The organism is Psychrobacillus sp. L3 (genome assembly GCF_042945595.1).
Classification (GTDB): domain Bacteria; phylum Bacillota; class Bacilli; order Bacillales_A; family Planococcaceae; genus Psychrobacillus.
Genome location: NZ_CP168493.1, coordinates 2,957,309 through 2,976,003, shown reverse-complemented (window position 1 = coordinate 2,976,003; position 18,695 = coordinate 2,957,309). Strand labels below are relative to the sequence as shown.

Here is an 18,695-nt window from a genome sequence, read left to right as displayed (position 1 = left end):
AATGACCGATTGAATAATTTGGTCACACAGTATTAGGGGGATTATAAATGATTAAATCAGAATGGAAGAGTATTTTTAAAGATAAAAAATTGCTAATTTCAATTATTGCAGTTTTATTTATTCCAGTCTTGTATGCAGCAGTGTATTTATGGGCTTTTTGGGATCCATATTCAAATTTAAATAATTTACCGGTAGCTATTGTCAATTCAGATAAGGGTGCTGATTTCGATGGTAAACAGCTTGTACTTGGGAAGGAATTGACAGACAATTTAGAGGAAAGTGACCAATTCCATTTTGTTTCAATGAATAAAGAAGAAGCGGAACAAGGCTTATTAAATCGAGATTATTATTTATTAATCGAAATACCGGAAAACTTTTCTCAACATGCAACTACTTTATTAGATGATCACCCACAAAAAATGGTGATAACATATAAACCAAATGAAGGAAACAACTTCCTTTCCTCCCAAATTGGAGCAACAGCAATGGAACGCATTCGTGCAGAATTGAATGAAGAAGTTACTACTACTTATGCGGAACAACTTTTCGATTCGATTACAAAACTGGGGAATGGCTTTTCAGATGCATCAGATGGTGCAGGGAAATTAAAAGATGGGGCATCTGAAGTTAATAATGGTGCAAGTGACTTAAAAGGTTACTTAGAGCAATTGGCAAGTAGCACGATTGAGCTTCGTGAGGGAACAGGAAAAGTTGCAACAGGTATACAATCAGCAACAACTGGTTCGACTGAATTAAACGATGGTTTATCTAGGCTTTCTAATGGTTCGGCCCAATTAACAGAAGGTGCTAGCCAAACAGCAACAGGAGCAGAATCACTAAAAACGGGTATTTCACAGTATACTGCGAGTGTTGAGAAATTGAATGAAAGCTATCAATTACTTAGTGAAAAAGACAAAGCATTGATCGATTCATTAGCACAATTACAAACTAGTTCTTCTACATTAAAGGGTAGTGCAGAGCAATTGTCGAAAGGTTCTTCACAAGTATCATCGGGTATTCAAGCACTATCTAAACAAATTGCGGAAATAAGCACAACACTTCCAGCGGAACAAGTTGCTGCCTTAACAGAAACATTGAAGCAATTAGAGAATGGAAGTACAACTGTAACGACGGGCTTAGAAAAACTATCGGATGGAACAACGGCATTATCAAATGGTACAGCTAAAGTACGTAGTGGAGCAGAACAATTAAGTGCTGGATATGCGCAAGCTAGTCAAGGCGTTGCAAAATTAAATGAATCATCTACTGCATTAGTAGAAGGTTCCACAAACTTAGCAACAGGCACAAATATGCTTGCTGAAAAAATGAAAGAATTTAACACAGGAGTTAAACAGGCATATGCAGGTTCAAATAGCTTAGTTAGTGGTTTAAATCAGTTGAAATCAGGTTCTTCTCAATTACAACAAGGAACAGGAACACTGGCTGAAAAATCTGGGGAAATTGCAGATGGTTCAACAAAATTAGCCGATGGAGCAAAAGCATTAGTAGACGGAACGAATACATTACAAGCGAGTCTACAAGATGCGAGTAACGAAGCTGGAGACGTACATGCGAATGATGGAACCTATGATATGGTAGCCTCTCCAGTAGATGTGAAGAAAGAAGAAATAAATGCCGTACCGAACTATGGAACAGGCTTAACTCCTTACTTTTTATCACTCGGTTTATTTGTTGGCGCATTAATAATCTCCGTTGTATTCCCATTAGTACAAACAGCTGTTAAGCCAACAAGTGGAGCAAAATGGTTTGCAAGTAAAACAACAGTCCTTGCAGTTGTAGGTGTTTTACAATCTTTAATTGTAGTGGCAATTGCATTATTTGTCCTTAAATTAGAAACACAAAGCGTTGGAATGCTCATCCTTACTGCGATTATTACAAGTTTTACGTACTTAGCTATCGTACAGCTACTTGTTTCTGTTTTAGATAATCCAGGAAGATTTGTTGCTATTCTAATATTAATTCTACAACTATCAACAAGTGCTGGAACTTTCCCTTTAGAATTGATTCCACACCAATTACAAATTTTCAATAAGTTATTACCGATGGGGTATTCGATTCAAAGTTTCAGAGCGGCAATATCAACAGGAGATGTAAGCTATTACTGGTATAACAATAGTGTGCTATTAGGGTTCATGCTCGTTTGTTTGGTATTAACATTTGGGTATTTCCTATTAGTGTTTAAAAAACGTTATTCTAAGCAATCAGCAGAAGCTTAAATACGAAAAACGCCTATCTCATGAAAGGATGAGATAGGCGTTTTTAATAATGGCTATGTTAAAGGAAAAGGTTGATTTATCGTAAAATGCATGGTGACGCCTACCCTACATCTGATTAAATTAGCCTAATCATAATTGGATATTTATGTTAAAATAATAATGAGTTTGTGAAGGTTTACACTTAAACTAAAGACGCAGTTTAGTTCAATAAGAAAAGTAGGTATTGATAATTTTAAATGGAAAATTTACTTAAAATTGTAACCTCTATTCGTTTCAAACGTATTAAAGTAAAGTAGCAGGTTAGTTAAATTGTGGTTTTTTTAAAATTTATGTAGAACAGGAGGATGAGAAATTTTGATGACAATAGGAGTAACCGGAGTTATTTTTCTTTTAATCACAAATTTATCGCAAAAAAGAAAGAGTTTGAAAAATATTGAAAAAATTTGATGTATCAAGTAGTAGAGAAGAATAAAAAAAGTATCTAGTATTCATAGTTCCTTAGCTAAAAGGGTTTGAAAAATGAAAATAATAAACATTGGAGTAATAGCAGGAACTATTTTCACATTAATCGTTCAAAGTTCAAGTGCAACTGTAGCAATTCTACAAGGTCTTTATGCGAAAAATCTTCTTTCATTACAAGGTTCTCTTCCAGTTTTATTTGTTTAGGGGCACTGTACATAAGAAAATTATTAAATAAAGAAGGTGATTTCATGCGGAAAATTCCCAATAAACGTGCACAAAGTATGAAGGCTAAACAACGAGCAACTATTACTTTTCGTATGAACGTATTGTTTTTCTCGATATTTATACTTTTTACAATGCTAATTCTAAGATTAGGCTATTTACAAATCGTAAAAGGAGAAGAGTATACAAGTAAATTAGCCCAAACTGAAGAAGTACCAGTAAATACTAGTGTACCCCGTGGTCGAATTTTCGATAGTGAAGGACGGATGATGGTTGATAATCTTCCACAACGAGCTATAACCTATACAAAAATGCAAACAACGAAGTCAAAAGATATATATATAATTGCAGAAAAATTAAGTGTTTTAATAGAAAAGAAACCAAATAATATTACCAAGAGTGATTTGCAAGATTTCTGGCTAAAAAAGTATCCAGAAGAAGCACTAGAATTGGTGTCAGAAGAAGAACGTAAAGAAATAGAAGCGGATGATGAAGTAGAAAAAAAAGACCAAAATAGAACAATCGACCGTTTGACTAGAAGTAGAATTACGGAAGAACAGCTGAATTCTTTTACTCCAGAAGAATTAGAAATCATTGCAATTTATCGAGAAATGGCTTCTGGATATGCATTATCTCCTCAGATTATTAAAGGAGATGACGTAAAAGAAGAAGTTACAGTAGAAGAATTTGCACGTGTCTCTGAAAGACTAGGTGATTTAGAGGGTGTAAATACAATAACAGATTGGAGAAGAGTAAAAACTTCTTCCCTAGCTATATTAGGTTCTACCACATTACCAAAAGTAGGTATTCCAAAAGATCGATTGGATTATTTTCTTTCTCGAGACTATTCTCGAAATGACCGTGTAGGTACAAGTTATATTGAACAACAGTATGAGGAAGTACTCCAAGGTCAAAAAAGTGTGGTCAAAAATTTTACTGATGGAAAAGGAAGAGTTAAAGATATTCAGACAGTTTATGAAGGAAAGCCTGGGAAAGATTTAGTGTTAACCATGGACAGTGAAGTTCAATTAGCGCATGAAGAAATTCTAGCAGAAGAACTACTTAAATTTAGTAAAAACAGTGGTGGTCAATATTTGCAAAATGCTTATTTTATCATGATGGATCCTTATACGGGTGAAGTACTTTCACTAGTAGGTAAAAGAATTGGAAAGAATGAAGAAACAGGTGCAAAAGAAATTAATGACTACGCATTTGGCGCATTTACTAACGCATATGAGGTTGGGTCCACTGTGAAGCCAGGTACTATACTTACAGGTTATCGCGAGGGGGTGTATCCAATCGGAGGCTCATTAGTGGATGAACCTATCCGTATTAAGGATTCGCAACCAAAAAGTTCTGTATTTAACCGATTCGGAAGTGTACGAATGAATGACTTACAAGCGCTAGAGCGTTCTTCCAATGTATATATGTTTAAAACAGCCTATGGAGTTGCTGGCAGTACTTATAGACCTAACCAATCTATTAACTTTGGGACAGATGCCTTTCTTAAAATGAGAAGTGGTTATGCTCAACTTGGACTCGGAGCATTAACAGGTATAGATTTGCCTGGAGAAGTGAACGGAAGTACAGGTGGATTTGAAGATGGTAAGCTGCTAGATTTAAGTATTGGACAGTTTGATACGTACACTACATTGCAACTAGCTCAATTTGTTTCTACGCTGGCTAATGGTGGTAGTAGAATTCAACCTCATGTAGTCAAGGAGATTAGAGAGCCTTCTGAGGATGGCGTCCAGCTGGGTAACGTAGTAAAAGAAATTACGCCAACTATATTAAACACAGTAGATAACACACGCGAGGAAATCGAACGTGTTCGTCAGGGTATGAGACTTGTATATTTTGGTGGAGGAGGAACGGCGAATAAAGCCTTTGGAAATGCTCCATTTACTGGGGGAGGAAAAACAGGCACTGCTCAATCTAGTTACTTTGATGCAGAATTATGGCGAACATTTGATACTGTAAACTTAACCCATGTCGGTTTTGCACCATATGATAATCCTGAAATAGCCTACGCACTTGTTATCCCGCATGCTTCGTTGGAATCAACATATAAAACAAATTTTTCAACTCCAATAGCACGAAGACTTGTCGATAAATATTTTGAGATTATGCAAAAAAATAATGCAACAACCGTAAATGATTCAACTTCAACCTCAATTATAAAACCAGCATTCACAAATGATAAAATAGATGAGTATGAAACAGAAGAATAACTCTTCTAATAAGGAACGGGTGCTTTACTTCAAGAAGGAGTAAAGCCTTTTTGCTTATTGAACTAACGCAGCAGGTTAGTTGAACAAAAAGAACGATACATTTTTGAAACTTAGTATTTATTTAATCGTATATTTATTAATATGTTTAGATGCAAAAAAAGGGGGATAAAACAATATGAAACGAAGATTAATAACCATCTTTATAACATTATTAGTTTTATTAGGTTTGAGTTTCGGTATAACATATTTCACACATACAAAATTCTTTGACTATTCGTTTTTCATTGGAATTGCAGTTACCGTTTGTATTTGGTTTTCTACTTCTAAGGGTGGTTTTGGTTCTCGACGCTTGCATATGTCCATTCAAGGTTCCACAGGTATTAGAATGGAAAATGAGAAGTTTAAGTTTTCACCCAATATTGCTCTCTACACATCTTTGGCATACACCATCATAATAATTGCAGCAACGATTTGTCATTACAGAAGTTATTTCTAAAGGTTTCTTTTAAGCTCCAGATGTAAAAAACTTACCTTATTAAACTAACGGGTGCGTTTGCAGAACAAGGCTAGTCAGAGACAGTCTTCATTGTTATTCAACTAAAGCAGCAGGTTAGTTGTTTAACTAGCAGGTATTATTAAAGGGAGGTCGAATAAGTTAATTTAATGGGTTATTCAAGTAAATGCTAAGTGTTTAAAAGAGAAAGAGGTGTTGAACGTGAAAAAAGCAAAAGAAAAAAATGAATTATTGGAATGGGCAAAAGCAATAGGAATTGCTATTTTATTTGCATGTGGTATTCGATTTTTCCTATTTACACCTATTGTAGTTGACGGTGCTTCTATGATGCCCACATTTGAAAGTGGTGACAGAGTAGTAGTGGATAAAATCGGACCAAAATTGATGGAGTATGAAAGATTTGATGTGATTGTATTTGAAGCAAAAGAAGATACTAGTTATATCAAACGTATTATTGGTATTCCTGGTGACCACATAGCCTATCAAAATGATGAACTTTTTATTAACGGTGAGAGGTACGAAGAACCCTACTTAGAGGAATATAAAAAAGCTTTGATAGACAATGGTAAACTTACTGGAGATTTTACGTTAGAAGAGTGTCTAGGTGAAATAGTTGTACCAGATGGTTACTTTTTTGTACTAGGAGACAATCGTCTTTATAGCAAAGATAGCCGAGACCCTAATGTTGGATTTGTTTCGAAGGATAAAATATTAGGTACCGCAAGAATTGTATTTTTACCTCTAGATAATTTTAAGATAATAAAATGATAAAGTGAATTGTAAATGAATTAAGTTAGTTGATGTTACTATTCAACAAACGGAGTGCGTTAATCCAAGAAGGATTGACGCTTTTTCTTTAGAACTTATTGAAGTAAAGAAGCAGTTTAGTTCAAGAAGGAGTTCTGAAGACGACTGGTGAAATAACCAATAAGTATATTCAGGAGAAGATTATTTTGATTGGGGTGAGTTATATAATTATTAGAAAGCTTGTTTCAGCGGTAATGGCTTGTTTGTTGGTTATGTTCATCTATTTCCTCGTAGAACAGTCTGGTTTTGTCATCTTAATAGGTGTGTATCTATTACCCATTCTTTTGATTTATGGAGTACCATCATCTATTCTCTCTGATTTCGTTACAAAAAAAATAAGCGGATTGCTTAGAGGAAGTTTGGCATTATTCATTCATTTGTTCCTTGCCGCTCTGTTCGTTTTAATCCCATTCTTAGAAACGGAAAGGAGTTTAAATAGCTTTTTTTTTATTGCCGCTCTTTTATCTTCAAGTCTGTTTTGGTGTATAGATGAGTTTCTTAGGTCTAAAAGAGCTAAAGATATATGTCAAAAGATTGATGATATGAAAATTTATTGAATTTGCATTTATTGTTCAACTAACGGGTGCTTTACTTCAAGAAGGAGTAAAGCCTTTTTTACTAACGCAGCAGGTTAGTTTAAGAACTACGAGCTTGAAACTATCACATTATTTTTTCGTTATAAAGATGAAGGAGTGATAATTTGAAGGGAATTAATGTTATTATTTTTTCTTTACTACTTTTAGTAGGTTGTAGCCAAAGTAGTGTTCAACAGAATACGGAATTAGAAGAATCCATTTATTCCATTGTAGAAGACAAAAATATAAGTGAAATAAACATTAACTCTTTAACAAATTTCGACTGGGATAAAGCTTTTCTATTTGCACCTTATACAACGCAAGAAAGCCTAGAGGAACAATTAGGTGTTGATTTTAAAGACCCAAGCAATATAGTTATGAGAGATGATATCTATTTATTGGTTTTCCTTAATGACAATAAAGTTGTTAATTATGCAGAAATAAATCGTCAACAATCTAATTTTTCCGTAGGGATAAGAAATATCTTACTCCTTCTAATGCTTCAATAAATATTGAAAGGTATTAAAATAGAATTTTCTTATTGAACTAACGGGTGCTTTACTTCAATAAGGAGTAGAGCCTTTTTTACTAACGGGGCAGTTTAGTTCAACAAGGAGTATGTAAAGAAAAGCTCCCAGATACGATTTTGGAAACGGAACTCGACAGTTTTAGTGTGCAATGAAAATTGCCAAAAGACTCTTTGGAAAGGTTTTTTAATAAACTTGTTGAATAATAACTTATGACCACAAAAAAGACGGGAGAAAATTAAATTGAAAAAACTATTTTGTTTAACGCTATTTTTAACATTGGTTTTAGCGGGTTGTAATTCATCAGAATTGAGTATTAGTGAAATTCAAAGTGTCCCTAATAAGGTGCAAGAAGGGATTAACTCTGATTACACACTGCAACTAATTAATGAGGGTGAAAATAATGCGTATATTCTTTTTCAATCTAAAGGGACAGTTACAGCCGAACTTGAAGTGAAAGATAACATATTAAACATAAAGTTAGATAATGCAAATCAAGAAAATAATGAGCTAAAACAGTACGTATATAAACTGACTCGTGGTAAGGCAGAATATGACTCAATTCTTGTTCTAGTTAATGGACAAACTATGCCTTTTGATAACGTCACAGGTTTTAACTGAATAAAAATGTACATATATAGTCAATTTATTAACATTTTAAATCTGTCTCTTAACTTCAACTAAAGGGTGCTTTACTTCAATAAGGAGTAGAGCTTTTTTTACTAACGGGGCAGCATTCCTGTTTGAAAGATGTTCGGGGTCTTGCAGAAAAAAGAGCCCTCTAGTATGATGCTGAGTGTCAACGACCATTGACCCATCATCTATAAGGAGGACTCCTAAATGCATTCTAAAATGAATAACAAAATTAATCAATTGACTGAAAATACACTCGTCGTTGGCATAGACATAGCGAAGTGCGTGCATTACGCCTGCTTTGTCGATGAACGAGGACGAGTGATAGAAAAGGCCTTTGCGGTACATCAATCAAAAGAAGGATTCGAAAGTTTGTATAAAAAGATTCGACAAACGATGCTGGAAACACAGAAAATGGAAGTCATCGTCGGTATTGAACCGACAGGTCACTACTGGATGAACTTAGCTTATTTTTTAGATCAATACGGCATTCCACTCGTCATGGTAAATCCAATGCACGTCAAACGTTCGAAAGAACTGGATGATAATCTACAGACGAAGAACGATAAAAAAGATGCGTTAGTCATCGCTCGTTTAATGAAAGACGGTCGCTTTAGCTATCCGCGTTTATTAAAAGAGATAGAAGCTGAACTGCGCATCGGATCTACCCTTCGTTCCAAGTTAACAGAGGATTTAGCTAGTATTAAAAATCGAATCAGACGTTGGCTCGATCGCTATTTCCCTGAATTTACTCGAGTCTTTCCTACTTTCGGAAAGATGGCACTTGCAGCACTAGAAAAAACGCCAATGCCTCAGGAACTTCAAGGAAAAACAGCGGAAGAACTTGTCTTTCTCTACCGTCAGGTAGGGGGGATGAAAGCTCCACAGTTACCGAAAGCCAAACTACTAATCGAAGCTGCGACAAACTCAATCGGACTGACTGAAGGAGCACAGATGGCCAAACATGAAATCGCCACACTCCTACGTCAATATCGCTTATTAGAGACAGAAATTGAAGAAGTAAATAATCGATTAGCTGAAATGGCTAAAACAACGAATGATTATGACGTGCTCGCATCTGTTCCAGGTTTAGGAGATGCGACGATTGTAGACTTACTTTCAGAAGTAGGAAGCTTTTCACTTTATGAGAATCCACGCCAACTCATCAAACTAGCGGGATTAACAATACGTGAAAACTCTTCTGGACAACATAAGGGGCAAAAACATATCTCCAAAAGAGGAAGAAAGAAACTTAGGTACATTCTTTTTAAAGTAATAGTTCCACTTATTCGTCACAATCAAGCGTTTAAACACTTACATGAATACTACACAACACGGAAACAAAATCCCTTACGGGGCAAGCAATCGATGGTAGTGCTTTGTGGTAAATTACTAAAAGTATTACATGGAATTTGTAAAAAGAAAGTTTATTTTAACGAGAAAGCTATGATGAAAGATCTTTACTGTCTCGGAGAGGCAGCGTAAGCATTTCCGATCAGCGACCTATTAAAGGATGACACGGAGAAGCCGGCACTATAACTAACACTAAGACTATGAGTCCCCGGGGCAGCTTAGCTGGCCTCTGCCTTATGAATAGACCGAACGAAGGAATGTAAGCGCACTGACGCTAAGAGACATGGGAGGGTACGTCGTCATAAGTTTCGCAGAGATCCATTGTGCATCACAATAGTGGATAAAAAAGCTAATGATTTCCATTAGTTTTAGCGAAGCGTACGCTCAACTTGGTAATAAAATCTATAAATTCAAGACTCTGTTTATCAGAGGAGAGAAAAATATTTTTCTTTAATCACGAAGTGATGAAAACCGTTGATATCTCAATGTTTATAGAGGGAGGTTAATATAAAAAGGATTTTTGATTGAAAGTGTAGAATTTTATATAAAACCATCTAAAATTTTTTAGAGGATAAATTTAAAAGTATTATGATTCGGGTAGAGGTGAAAGTCGATTATCAATCATCATTTATCAAACATTATTAAATATTGGGGAGGTTGAAGATTATGAAATTTCTGCTTACATCTGCAGGCGTCAATAACAAAAGCATACTTGACGCGTTGGTTGACATGCTGGGCAAGCCAATCGCCGACTCCAACGCCCTGTGCATCCCCACCGCGATGTATGGACACCCCTGGGTCGGCCCAGGGGTCAAAACCTGGCAGTTCATCAGCGGGAATTCCGATAATCCCATGGTAGACCTGGGTTGGAAGTCCGTCGGCGTACTAGAGCTCACAGCGCTGCCAAGCATCGACGAAGACCGCTGGGTGCCACTAGTTCGGGAGACGGACGTCCTGCTGGTGTCTGGCGGCGACGCCCTCTACCTGTGCCACTGGATGCTCCAATCCGGGCTGAAAGACCTCTTTCCGTCGCTGAACGCAGTCTATGTGGGAATGAGTGCTGGGAGCATGGTGATGGCACCTAACATCGGGGAATTCTTCGTTGGATGGACTCCACCCAACGGTGGTGATGAAACGCTGGGACTGGTCGATTTTGCAATGTTTCCGCACCTGGGGATGCTACCGTATAACACGATGGCTGATGCAGAGAAATGGGCCGCCGGGATGCAGGGGCCGGCGTATGCAATTGATGATCAAACCGCCATCAAAGTGATCGATGGAGAGGTCGAAGTTGTATCCGAAGGGAATTGGAAACTGTTTTCTCCCTGATATTACTCCGCCGCTAAACATATCAAAAAACGTAGGCGAGATTCTTGTGATGAAAATGTGATTTCACTTGACTGGGTTTTCACTTCAACCAACGTCAACAGATGAAGTGCAGGTATTGCTTTATAACTTTGGGTCAAAGAATCTTAATGGTATGGGGGAACAATAGAAGTGTTCTAATTCAAGGTAAAAGCAAAGTAGCACGTTAAACTGGTGTGCCCCTAATTTAAGGTTTAAAAAGTAGAAAGATATGCCTAACGGAATCAGGCAATACTGGTTCCGTTAGTTTTTTTGTAAAATCACCAGCACCACGTGTTTCTTCTATGGTTTTACGCATGGAGCGAATACCTAAGGTATATTGGATGCCGTATTAATCTTACGATTCGATAACTAAGAAACCATTAGGGTTGAAAAAATTCCATATGCTTGTTTTGCTGAATTTAGCAACGATGACCGTTTTATACTATTAGGTACCTGGGAGAACGGTTATATCTTGAAAACACTTTACAGCAGTTTTAATACATAGTTAGCTTGGTCAATAAAAACCATTATTGTATTTTGAAAGATTGTGAAATTTTACACTTAAACTAACGAGTACTTTACTTCAATAAGGTAATTGGATTCATGTGGTAAAATTAGTTATTCAATTTAACTTAACGCTTGGAGGGATTTATAGCGATGGAAGCAATTGTGTTATATCTAGCAGGATTGTTTGTTCTATTTACAGTTATCAAAGTAGCTGTGACTAAAGGTATTAACAATTCAATAATTGGAGAAGTGTTTGAGAAACAATATGGAAAAAGAGATAAAGAAAAAGGAATTAGTGAATTGTTGGAAAAATACGGCGAAATAGAAGATGATGTTAAGAAATAAGTTGTTAAACAAACGGGTGCTTTACTTGAAGATCATAAAGCGTTTTCTTATTGAACTAACGTGGCAGGTTAGTTCAAGAGTGTTGTTTAACTTGTGTTCAACAAACGGGCCATTTAATTTAGTAAGGCAGGGAGGAGGTATGTAGTGCTACAAAAGAATAAAGGAATTTTGTACCTGTTAATTACAACGCTTATTGTTTTGCTTTCTGGATGTAACAATAGTGGGAAATTAGTTAAAAATAATTACTTTTTACCTTTGCATGGTGAAAGTCAAACTTGGAGTTTAACTGGATACGAAGTTATGATAACACCAGAAAACTTTAAAGCAGGTAATGGCACATTAAAAATGAAAAATGAAGAAAAATATCTTTCGGATTTTTTTCAATTTGAAACCCATGCTGTTATTAACAACGAAGATTTTACTGTACACTCGAATTCAATAGAGTTTTCAAGTCCAGAAACTGGTGATGGAATTGACATTGCCGAAATAACTACTGGTGCAATCGAAAGTGGAAAGTATTTAAATGAAAAAGGAGACCCTATTTCACTTAAAGAGGTAAATGTTATTTACATGATTGTTAAGTGGAGAGATATAAATAAAGGCGAGTATGCTAATGAAAGAATAGACTTATTTGTTAAACCAAATAAAGAAGAAACTTTCTTGAATTAACGTGGTCTGTTAGTTAGTTTAATTGGTTGGAGATATGTTACATAAAAAACAAGTACCTTCTACCACTAATGGGGGTGATTGTTTAATAAGCGTCTTTGTTCTTATTCAACTAACGGGTGCTTTACTTCAATAGGGAGTAAAGCCTTTTTTACTAACGCAGCAGTTTAGTTGAAGAAGGATTTTTTATGGTACATCAGGAAAATACTGTTTATCTTTCTTCTTAAACTAGCGAGAAAGATTACTTCTATAGGTATAATATGATTATAATTGTAAATATCTCCAATTTACCATACAATAAGGTGGCTTGGAGTGAAATAGATAGAATAGAGGAGATTATTATGAAAAAGAGAAATTTCATCTTTATTTTTGTAACTTTAATTTCTGTAGTTGGTTTGTATCTTCTATTAGATTTGGAAAAGGATTATAGCCAGCTTTCAATTGAAGAGTTACACGATTTGGCACAAAAAGAAGACGCAGAAGCACAAGGAATGTTAGCCTACTATTATCAAGAAGGAATAAATGTAAATATTAATTATGAAGAAAGTTTAAAATGGTATTTAGAAAGTGTTAATAATGGAAATACAACAGCTATGGTCAACTTAGGTTATCTTTATGGAAATGGAATAGGTGTAGAAAAAGATTTAACAAAAGCATTTGAATTGAATTTAAAGGCTGCTAATAGTGGAGATTCAAGTGGGATGTTTAACGTAGGTAAGAAATATGAGATGGGTATTGGAATAGCTCAAGATACTGCGAAAGCTAATTATTGGCTGGAGAAATCCGAATCATCAAAGGGGAAATAAAATAATAGTCCTGTTTCAAATTCGGAACATACAATGCTTTATTCTTGTTCAACTAACGGGTGCTTTAGCAGAACAAGGCTAGTCAGAGACAGCCTTTATTGTTATTCAACTAAAGTCCCAGTTTAGTTGAAGAAGGGATTTTAATGGAAATCATAGAATAGGTTACCTAATGAAGGAGGAGGCGATAGCTTGTTTTTATATCATATGTTCATTGAAAATGATAGTGACCCAAGTATAAATCCACAAAGGGTTTTAAAAGAAGGATTAAATCATAAGACGGCAACCAAATGGTATTCTAATAGCGGTAATCTATTACCAGATTTAACAAACCGTCTTAGACCAACAAATTTACCAAAATGGATTGATTTTAAAGTCGCTTTCAGAGCAGATTTGGAAGTGTATGAAAATCCTTACTATCGATTTCCAGTGTTTAGTGATAAAATTTTAGTTTTTAACCGAGATATATCAAGTGATTTATTTGCTTATAAGGAAGATATATATGATGGTGGCAAAGGACGTTTTGTTGAAGGATTACCTTCAAAGGAAGATTTAATGAAAAATTATTGGGCAAGTATTAACACTCTCGAAGAATTTTTAAAGAATAAGCCTTTTAATAACCCTGAACTTTATATTTTTGAACAAGTTCCTTCAAAGATAATTGACTATATAGTGTAAATTCTCTTCAACTAACGAGTGCTTTACTTGAATATTCGGTTTCCGAAATAATCAATCTTTATTATTAAAAGCCCAATACTGGTATGAAAAACAGCCCCTTTTTGAACAATCTTTGTTCAAAATAGAGGCTATAATTTTCTATTAGAATCGGCATTTGTAGCTGTGTTTTAATCATTATTACTAAAATGTTTAATAGATACAACAATAGACGATGAAATATTAAGTTGAAAGGAAACAAAAAAATCGACTATCTCTTGAGTGTAGAAGAGTCGATTCTTTCATATTACTTAGTAGGTATATCAGTTATTTATTTGATAACAAGAGATCCTCGTATCCTTTCACAGATAATGTGATTTGTTGCTGTTCATTCCAAATGCTATATGGGTAAACAAGATTAACAGTCGACTGGTTTTCTTCCTGTGAAACATTTGCACCTGAACTGGTATAAATTGCTCCATCCTGATCTTTCAGAGTAATATCGAATAGTACGTATTCATCTAATAATTCATCAACTGTTAAGGATACATGCATGGAACCATTTGAGAGCGTTGCTTCATGTAGTTGAAGACCCTCTACTTCATTGTTCGCTACAAATGATTTTTGTTGCACATTAGCTGGTGACAACGAATATGCCCATTTACCATCCACTGTAATGATGCCGTTTTTATAAGTCGAAAAATGAATTTCCTCAATCACTAATTCACTGTTCTCTAGAGAAGGTAACTTATGCTTATTTGATTGTAGTAACAGCTCTAGCGTAAGTATACCATCTGAGTCGTGCGTCGTTTTTGTTTCTATTTCTGAAACAGGAGAAGACGGTTCTTTGATCTTATCTTCTGAAACGAGTGCAGCAATTTCTTTACCTGTATTGTCATTTAATCGAAATTCCACTTGAACATCCATCACATCATTCACATCGATATCAGTAGGCAGTATATATAGTTGCAAGCCTATACGATAGGCATCTGCAAATGTATTTCCTAATGTAACCTTCACATTTTGATTTTCTTGTATTACCCCATTATACTGCGTATCACCATTTGAACTTGCTAACTTAATACCTGCATCTTTGAATCCGAAAGCTGCTTGCAGTTTCGCTAATGCAGCATCATTCGATAAAAATAGCCCAGAGGCAATTAATGCACAAGCCGCTGCGACTGAGACGGGCTTCATCCAACGTTTTCTGTTTTTCTTTTTAGCTTTTGCTCTAATTATCGAATAAGAATTTTGAAATGCATCCTGCACAACCTCCGGCATTTTTTGCTCCTTGTTCACGGCATCATTTAAACGGTCATCTACTAATTTCTTCATGTTAGTATCTCTCCTTCCGAATAGTAATTCAGTTTCAGTTGTTGCTTAGCACGTGAAATTCGAGATTTAATCGTTCCTTCTGATTCTCGTAAACACTCGCTGATTTCCTTTGTACTCATTCCATTTACGTAATAAAGAGTTAATACAAGGCGATAATTTTCACTAAGAGTACTTAGCGCATCATCAAACTCTAAAAGAGACTTGTCTTGATGTGGAATTTTGTGCAAATCAGCATCAACGGTTGGAAGGGAATTTTGCTGCTTTTTCATAAATCTGTAGCAATTGTTCAAAAGAATACGACAAATCCAGGTGTTAAAATATCGAGCTTCTTTTAATGTGTTCATTTTCTCGTAAGCTGTTAATATAGTGTCTTGAATTAAATCTGCAATATCTTCATCTTGTAGGCCAATTCGTTTTGCTGTCCTATAAAGCGTCATTTCATACTGACCAATTAATTGTATAAACGCCTCTTCATCCCCCTTTTTCGCCTTTTTAACAAGAAACTCTTTGGACTTCATGTATCTCACCTCTTTTTGACTGTTCTACACCGTTAGAGGAAGAAGAATCATATTTAGTTGCATTTGATTTAAAGTATTTTGAAATCTGTTAAAGGGGGCGTTGATCCACGAAGGATTAACGCTATTTTTATAGAAAATATTAAACTAAAAGCAGGTTAAATCAACAAGAACCTTATGAATGTTTAGGTTAAATTAGAGCGGGAACCAGAAATGATGATAGTAAGTTTTCTTTTAATCGATTAGATATTAAGTTGGTTTAAATTTAAAATCTTGTTCATCCAAGCATTTAAAGAACTGTTTAATGTTTGGTTTATATAAATAGTTATTGTGCTAACGGGTGCTTTACTTCAATAAGGAGTAGAGCCTTTTTTACTAACACAGCAGGTTAGTTAAATAAAGTCCAAAATCGCAACTCAAATAATTTCAACATTCCGATATATTGTTGTAGTAATTATGATAAAATCATTGGTAATGGAATTTGAAAATACTTATTAGAAAGTAGGAATTGAATGATTTATGAAGCCGATGTTAATGTAAGGAAAAAGTTAATACCTATGTTTAAAAATATTGATAGTACTCTTATTCTTTCATATCTCCAAGGACATATGGGAACTGCTTGGGTAGATAACCTTGAGAATCCAACGGTTGCTCAGATAACTGTGGGGATTTTTGTGTTTTATGCTGGGAATCCCAATATAAAGGAAGCAGAAGAGTTGCTTAATAATCTGCCAGATTTCACTCTAGTAATTGTTGATTCTGACGAATGGAAAAGCCGTATAGAAACAGTTCACAAAGGTGAGATTGAGAAGTTTCAACGATACAGATTTGAAAAGAGCTCAGGGCATTTAGATAGGACACATTTACTGAACTTATTGTCCACATTACCAGAAGGCTACGAAATTAAGAAAGTTGATAGAACTATAGTAAAAGCACCGACTTTCCACGAACTTTCCGAAGACTTTGTTAGTCAGTTTGATTCTATTGATGATTTTATCAAAAGAGGGGTAGGATATGCTATTTTATATAAAGGAAAAGTTGTTTCAGCGGCAACATCTTTTAGTATATATGATGGTGGTATAGAGATTGAAATTGCTACAAATTCTCAATATAGAAGAAAAGGTTTAGCGACTATTACAGCATCTGCCTTGATATTAGATTGTCTAGATAAAGGGAAGTATCCTAGTTGGGATGGAGCAAACTCTGAATCAATTGAATTAGCCAAAAAGCTAGGTTACATATTGAAAGAATCATATGATACTTATTTTATTGATAATATAAAGTAGTTTTAATGAGAAGTTTTCTTCTTCCACTAACGGGTGCTTTAGTTGAAGATCAAGGGTTGCATAGGCAACTCTTTTTTAATGAAATAAAGCAGCAGTTTAGTTCAAGAAGGATTACTTTGTCTTATTGTAGAATTTAGGGTATAGAAAGATTCGAATGGGGATTAAAAGGGGATGTAGTGAGTGGTAGATACTTATCAAAAGTTAGTATCGTATGTAGATGATATAAAGGAACGAAATAATAGCAGTGCATCTTCATTAGTTATAATAAAGGACGGTAGTATTATATTAGAACATTATAGTGGGTTTCATTCTAATTCAAATGCTATACCCATTTCTGAAACCTCAGAGTTTAATGTTGCTTCTGCAAGAAAAAGCTACTTAGGTTTAGCGATAGCCTATGCTTTATATGAAGGTAAAATTAAAAGTCTGGATGACTATGCACTCGATTACTTTGACAGTTTTGATAAGGAACTCCTTGCAGGAACAACTTTAAGGCATTTAGTTACTCACTCTCACGGATTAAACGAGAGAATGGACGGAATTATTTTTAGAGAATTTGCTCCAGGTGAGGGATGGGCTTACAGAGGAATTAACATTTTAATGATGACAGAACTTATAAATAAACTTTACGGTAAAAGTTTCCCTGAATTACTTAATGAGAGGGTATTCCTACCATTAGGTTTTAAAGAAACTGCTTGGCATTCAAGACCAAATGAAAAATTGGTTCAAGTAATTGATAATTCTAACGATATTGCTACATATAAATTAGGTAGTTCAAATGATGGCTTTGACTCAAACCTCCATACCTCAGCTCGAGAATTTGCTTTATGGGGAAATCTTCATTTGAATAATGGAGTAGTAAATGGAAAACAAGTTGTTCCAAAAGAAGTAATTCAATTAGCTACCCGAGTACAAAATCCAATTTATAAAGATAAAGATTTACCACAAAACGGATTGTTTTGGTATGTGAAAGATACACCATCGTTAAGAAGCGAAATTGGAGAGAGAGTGCCTAAAGGTTCCTATCAAATATTAGGTGTAACAGGTCCGACTTTATTAGTTATTCCTAAATATAATCTTGTTGTATCAAAAATGTACAATAAACGATATAACTACGGGGGTAACAATTACCTACATTATTTAAGAGAATTCAGCAATTTAGTTGCTGATTCATTTTAAGAGTAAATGTGTCCTTATTCAACTAACGGAGTGCTTTACTTCAATAAGGAGTAGAGCCTTTTTTACTAACGGTGCAGTTTTGTTTAAGAATGGTAAGGATGTTTTCTAAAAAAAATGTTGTAGGAGTGATTAAAGTGAAACGACCAATTGGAGTTCAAATAGAAGGTTGTATTTATACCAACAATGGTAACGATTTAAAGCATGATGAGTTTTGGAATGCATTTATTGATTTTGTTGAAAGTAACGGATGGAATTTCGGTGGAGGTGGTTCTCAAATAGATTACGAAGGCAAAAAGATAGATGACATTGAATAGTTGTTATTCAACTAGCGGTGTGCTTTATTTCAATAAGGAGTAGAGCCTTTTCCTTATTAAGCTAACGCAGCAGTTTAGTTGAAGAATGTTGTTTAATTTGTGTTCAATAATCGTTCCATTTTATGGAATGACAAATATTCGGAGTTAATAAATGATTATTGCATCCTAAATGAGTAATTTTTA

At 35.0% G+C, this 18,695-nt stretch carries 18 protein-coding genes and 1 pseudogene; 17 read left to right on the top strand and 2 right to left on the bottom strand.

Going from position 1 to position 18,695, the window contains the following annotated elements:
- The first annotated feature begins 47 nt into the window (after positions 1-47).
- From ACEPXD_RS14830 to ACEPXD_RS14765, 14 genes and pseudogenes are all read left to right on the top strand, one after another.
- The gene (locus ACEPXD_RS14830; protein WP_391117162.1) at positions 48-2,237 is read left to right on the top strand and encodes a YhgE/Pip family protein; all 2,190 of its coding nucleotides are present in this window, start codon (positions 48-50) and stop codon (positions 2,235-2,237) included.
- Positions 2,238-2,771: 534 nt separating this feature from the next.
- Positions 2,772-2,897 (top strand): annotated as a pseudogene (locus ACEPXD_RS14825) (hypothetical protein); the annotation flags it as partial.
- A 50-nt stretch (positions 2,898-2,947) separates the two neighbouring features.
- A complete protein-coding gene (locus tag ACEPXD_RS14820; protein ID WP_391117160.1) occupies positions 2,948-5,152 on the top strand; it encodes a peptidoglycan D,D-transpeptidase FtsI family protein in 2,205 nt (734 codons plus the stop codon).
- A gap of 175 nt (positions 5,153-5,327) precedes the next feature.
- Positions 5,328-5,648, top strand: a complete 321-nt coding sequence (locus tag ACEPXD_RS14815; protein WP_391117158.1) for a hypothetical protein — start codon at positions 5,328-5,330, stop codon at positions 5,646-5,648.
- Positions 5,649-5,867: 219 nt separating this feature from the next.
- Complete coding sequence (gene lepB, locus ACEPXD_RS14810) at positions 5,868-6,434, top strand: signal peptidase I (protein ID WP_391117156.1); 567 nt, start codon at positions 5,868-5,870, stop codon at positions 6,432-6,434.
- A 185-nt stretch (positions 6,435-6,619) separates the two neighbouring features.
- Positions 6,620-7,030: a hypothetical protein gene (locus tag ACEPXD_RS14805; protein WP_391117154.1), complete on the top strand. Its 411-nt coding sequence runs from the start codon at positions 6,620-6,622 to the stop codon at positions 7,028-7,030.
- 143 nt (positions 7,031-7,173) lie between these two features.
- The gene (locus ACEPXD_RS14800; protein WP_391117153.1) at positions 7,174-7,557 is read left to right on the top strand and encodes a hypothetical protein; all 384 of its coding nucleotides are present in this window, start codon (positions 7,174-7,176) and stop codon (positions 7,555-7,557) included.
- A gap of 261 nt (positions 7,558-7,818) precedes the next feature.
- Positions 7,819-8,196 (top strand): peptidylprolyl isomerase, encoded by a 378-nt coding sequence (locus tag ACEPXD_RS14795; RefSeq protein ID WP_391117151.1) that lies wholly within the window; start codon positions 7,819-7,821, stop codon positions 8,194-8,196.
- 219 nt (positions 8,197-8,415) lie between these two features.
- Positions 8,416-9,693, top strand: a complete 1,278-nt coding sequence (locus ACEPXD_RS14790) for an IS110 family transposase (protein WP_391117149.1) — start codon at positions 8,416-8,418, stop codon at positions 9,691-9,693.
- A gap of 534 nt (positions 9,694-10,227) precedes the next feature.
- Positions 10,228-10,890, top strand: a complete 663-nt coding sequence (locus ACEPXD_RS14785; protein WP_391117147.1) for a Type 1 glutamine amidotransferase-like domain-containing protein — start codon at positions 10,228-10,230, stop codon at positions 10,888-10,890.
- 675 nt (positions 10,891-11,565) lie between these two features.
- On the top strand, positions 11,566-11,760 hold the full coding sequence (locus ACEPXD_RS14780; protein ID WP_391117145.1) for a hypothetical protein: 195 nt from the start codon (positions 11,566-11,568) through the stop codon (positions 11,758-11,760).
- Positions 11,761-11,904: 144 nt separating this feature from the next.
- A complete protein-coding gene (locus ACEPXD_RS14775; RefSeq protein WP_391117143.1) occupies positions 11,905-12,429 on the top strand; it encodes a hypothetical protein in 525 nt (174 codons plus the stop codon).
- A gap of 338 nt (positions 12,430-12,767) precedes the next feature.
- Complete coding sequence (locus tag ACEPXD_RS14770) at positions 12,768-13,232, top strand: tetratricopeptide repeat protein (protein WP_391117141.1); 465 nt, start codon at positions 12,768-12,770, stop codon at positions 13,230-13,232.
- 189 nt (positions 13,233-13,421) lie between these two features.
- Positions 13,422-13,907, top strand: coding sequence for a hypothetical protein (locus ACEPXD_RS14765; protein ID WP_391117139.1), 486 nt, complete (start codon positions 13,422-13,424; stop codon positions 13,905-13,907).
- A gap of 303 nt (positions 13,908-14,210) precedes the next feature.
- Here ACEPXD_RS14765 and ACEPXD_RS14760 read toward each other — a convergent pair whose 3' ends face one another.
- Together ACEPXD_RS14760 and ACEPXD_RS14755 are read right to left on the bottom strand one after the other, a co-directional pair.
- Complete coding sequence (locus ACEPXD_RS14760) at positions 14,211-15,218, bottom strand: DUF4179 domain-containing protein (protein ID WP_391117137.1); 1,008 nt, start codon at positions 15,216-15,218, stop codon at positions 14,211-14,213.
- Positions 15,215-15,736: an RNA polymerase sigma factor gene (locus ACEPXD_RS14755; RefSeq protein ID WP_391117135.1), complete on the bottom strand. Its 522-nt coding sequence runs from the start codon at positions 15,734-15,736 to the stop codon at positions 15,215-15,217. The genes ACEPXD_RS14760 and ACEPXD_RS14755 overlap by 4 nt, the downstream gene beginning before the upstream one ends.
- Positions 15,737-16,245: 509 nt before the next feature.
- On the opposite strand from ACEPXD_RS14755, the gene ACEPXD_RS14750 reads away from it, so the two are divergent.
- From ACEPXD_RS14750 to ACEPXD_RS14740, 3 genes are all read left to right on the top strand, one after another.
- The gene (locus ACEPXD_RS14750; RefSeq protein ID WP_391117133.1) at positions 16,246-17,019 is read left to right on the top strand and encodes a GNAT family N-acetyltransferase; all 774 of its coding nucleotides are present in this window, start codon (positions 16,246-16,248) and stop codon (positions 17,017-17,019) included.
- Between the two features lie 180 nt (positions 17,020-17,199).
- Positions 17,200-18,198: a serine hydrolase domain-containing protein gene (locus ACEPXD_RS14745; RefSeq protein WP_391117132.1), complete on the top strand. Its 999-nt coding sequence runs from the start codon at positions 17,200-17,202 to the stop codon at positions 18,196-18,198.
- Positions 18,199-18,332: 134 nt separating this feature from the next.
- Positions 18,333-18,512: a hypothetical protein gene (locus ACEPXD_RS14740; RefSeq protein WP_391117130.1), complete on the top strand. Its 180-nt coding sequence runs from the start codon at positions 18,333-18,335 to the stop codon at positions 18,510-18,512.
- Positions 18,513-18,695 lie beyond the last annotated feature (183 nt).

Coding starts and splice junctions, on each gene's coding strand:
- ACEPXD_RS14830 (WP_391117162.1), top strand. CDS start 48: ATGATTAAATCAGAATGGAAGAGTATTTTTAAAGATAAAAAATTGCTA.
- ACEPXD_RS14820 (WP_391117160.1), top strand. CDS start 2,948: ATGCGGAAAATTCCCAATAAACGTGCACAAAGTATGAAGGCTAAACAA.
- ACEPXD_RS14815 (WP_391117158.1), top strand. CDS start 5,328: ATGAAACGAAGATTAATAACCATCTTTATAACATTATTAGTTTTATTA.
- ACEPXD_RS14790 (WP_391117149.1), top strand. CDS start 8,416: ATGCATTCTAAAATGAATAACAAAATTAATCAATTGACTGAAAATACA.
- ACEPXD_RS14785 (WP_391117147.1), top strand. CDS start 10,228: ATGAAATTTCTGCTTACATCTGCAGGCGTCAATAACAAAAGCATACTT.
- ACEPXD_RS14780 (WP_391117145.1), top strand. CDS start 11,566: ATGGAAGCAATTGTGTTATATCTAGCAGGATTGTTTGTTCTATTTACA.
- ACEPXD_RS14770 (WP_391117141.1), top strand. CDS start 12,768: ATGAAAAAGAGAAATTTCATCTTTATTTTTGTAACTTTAATTTCTGTA.
- ACEPXD_RS14760 (WP_391117137.1), bottom strand. CDS start 15,218: ATGAAGAAATTAGTAGATGACCGTTTAAATGATGCCGTGAACAAGGAG.
- ACEPXD_RS14755 (WP_391117135.1), bottom strand. CDS start 15,736: ATGAAGTCCAAAGAGTTTCTTGTTAAAAAGGCGAAAAAGGGGGATGAA.
- ACEPXD_RS14750 (WP_391117133.1), top strand. CDS start 16,246: ATGATTTATGAAGCCGATGTTAATGTAAGGAAAAAGTTAATACCTATG.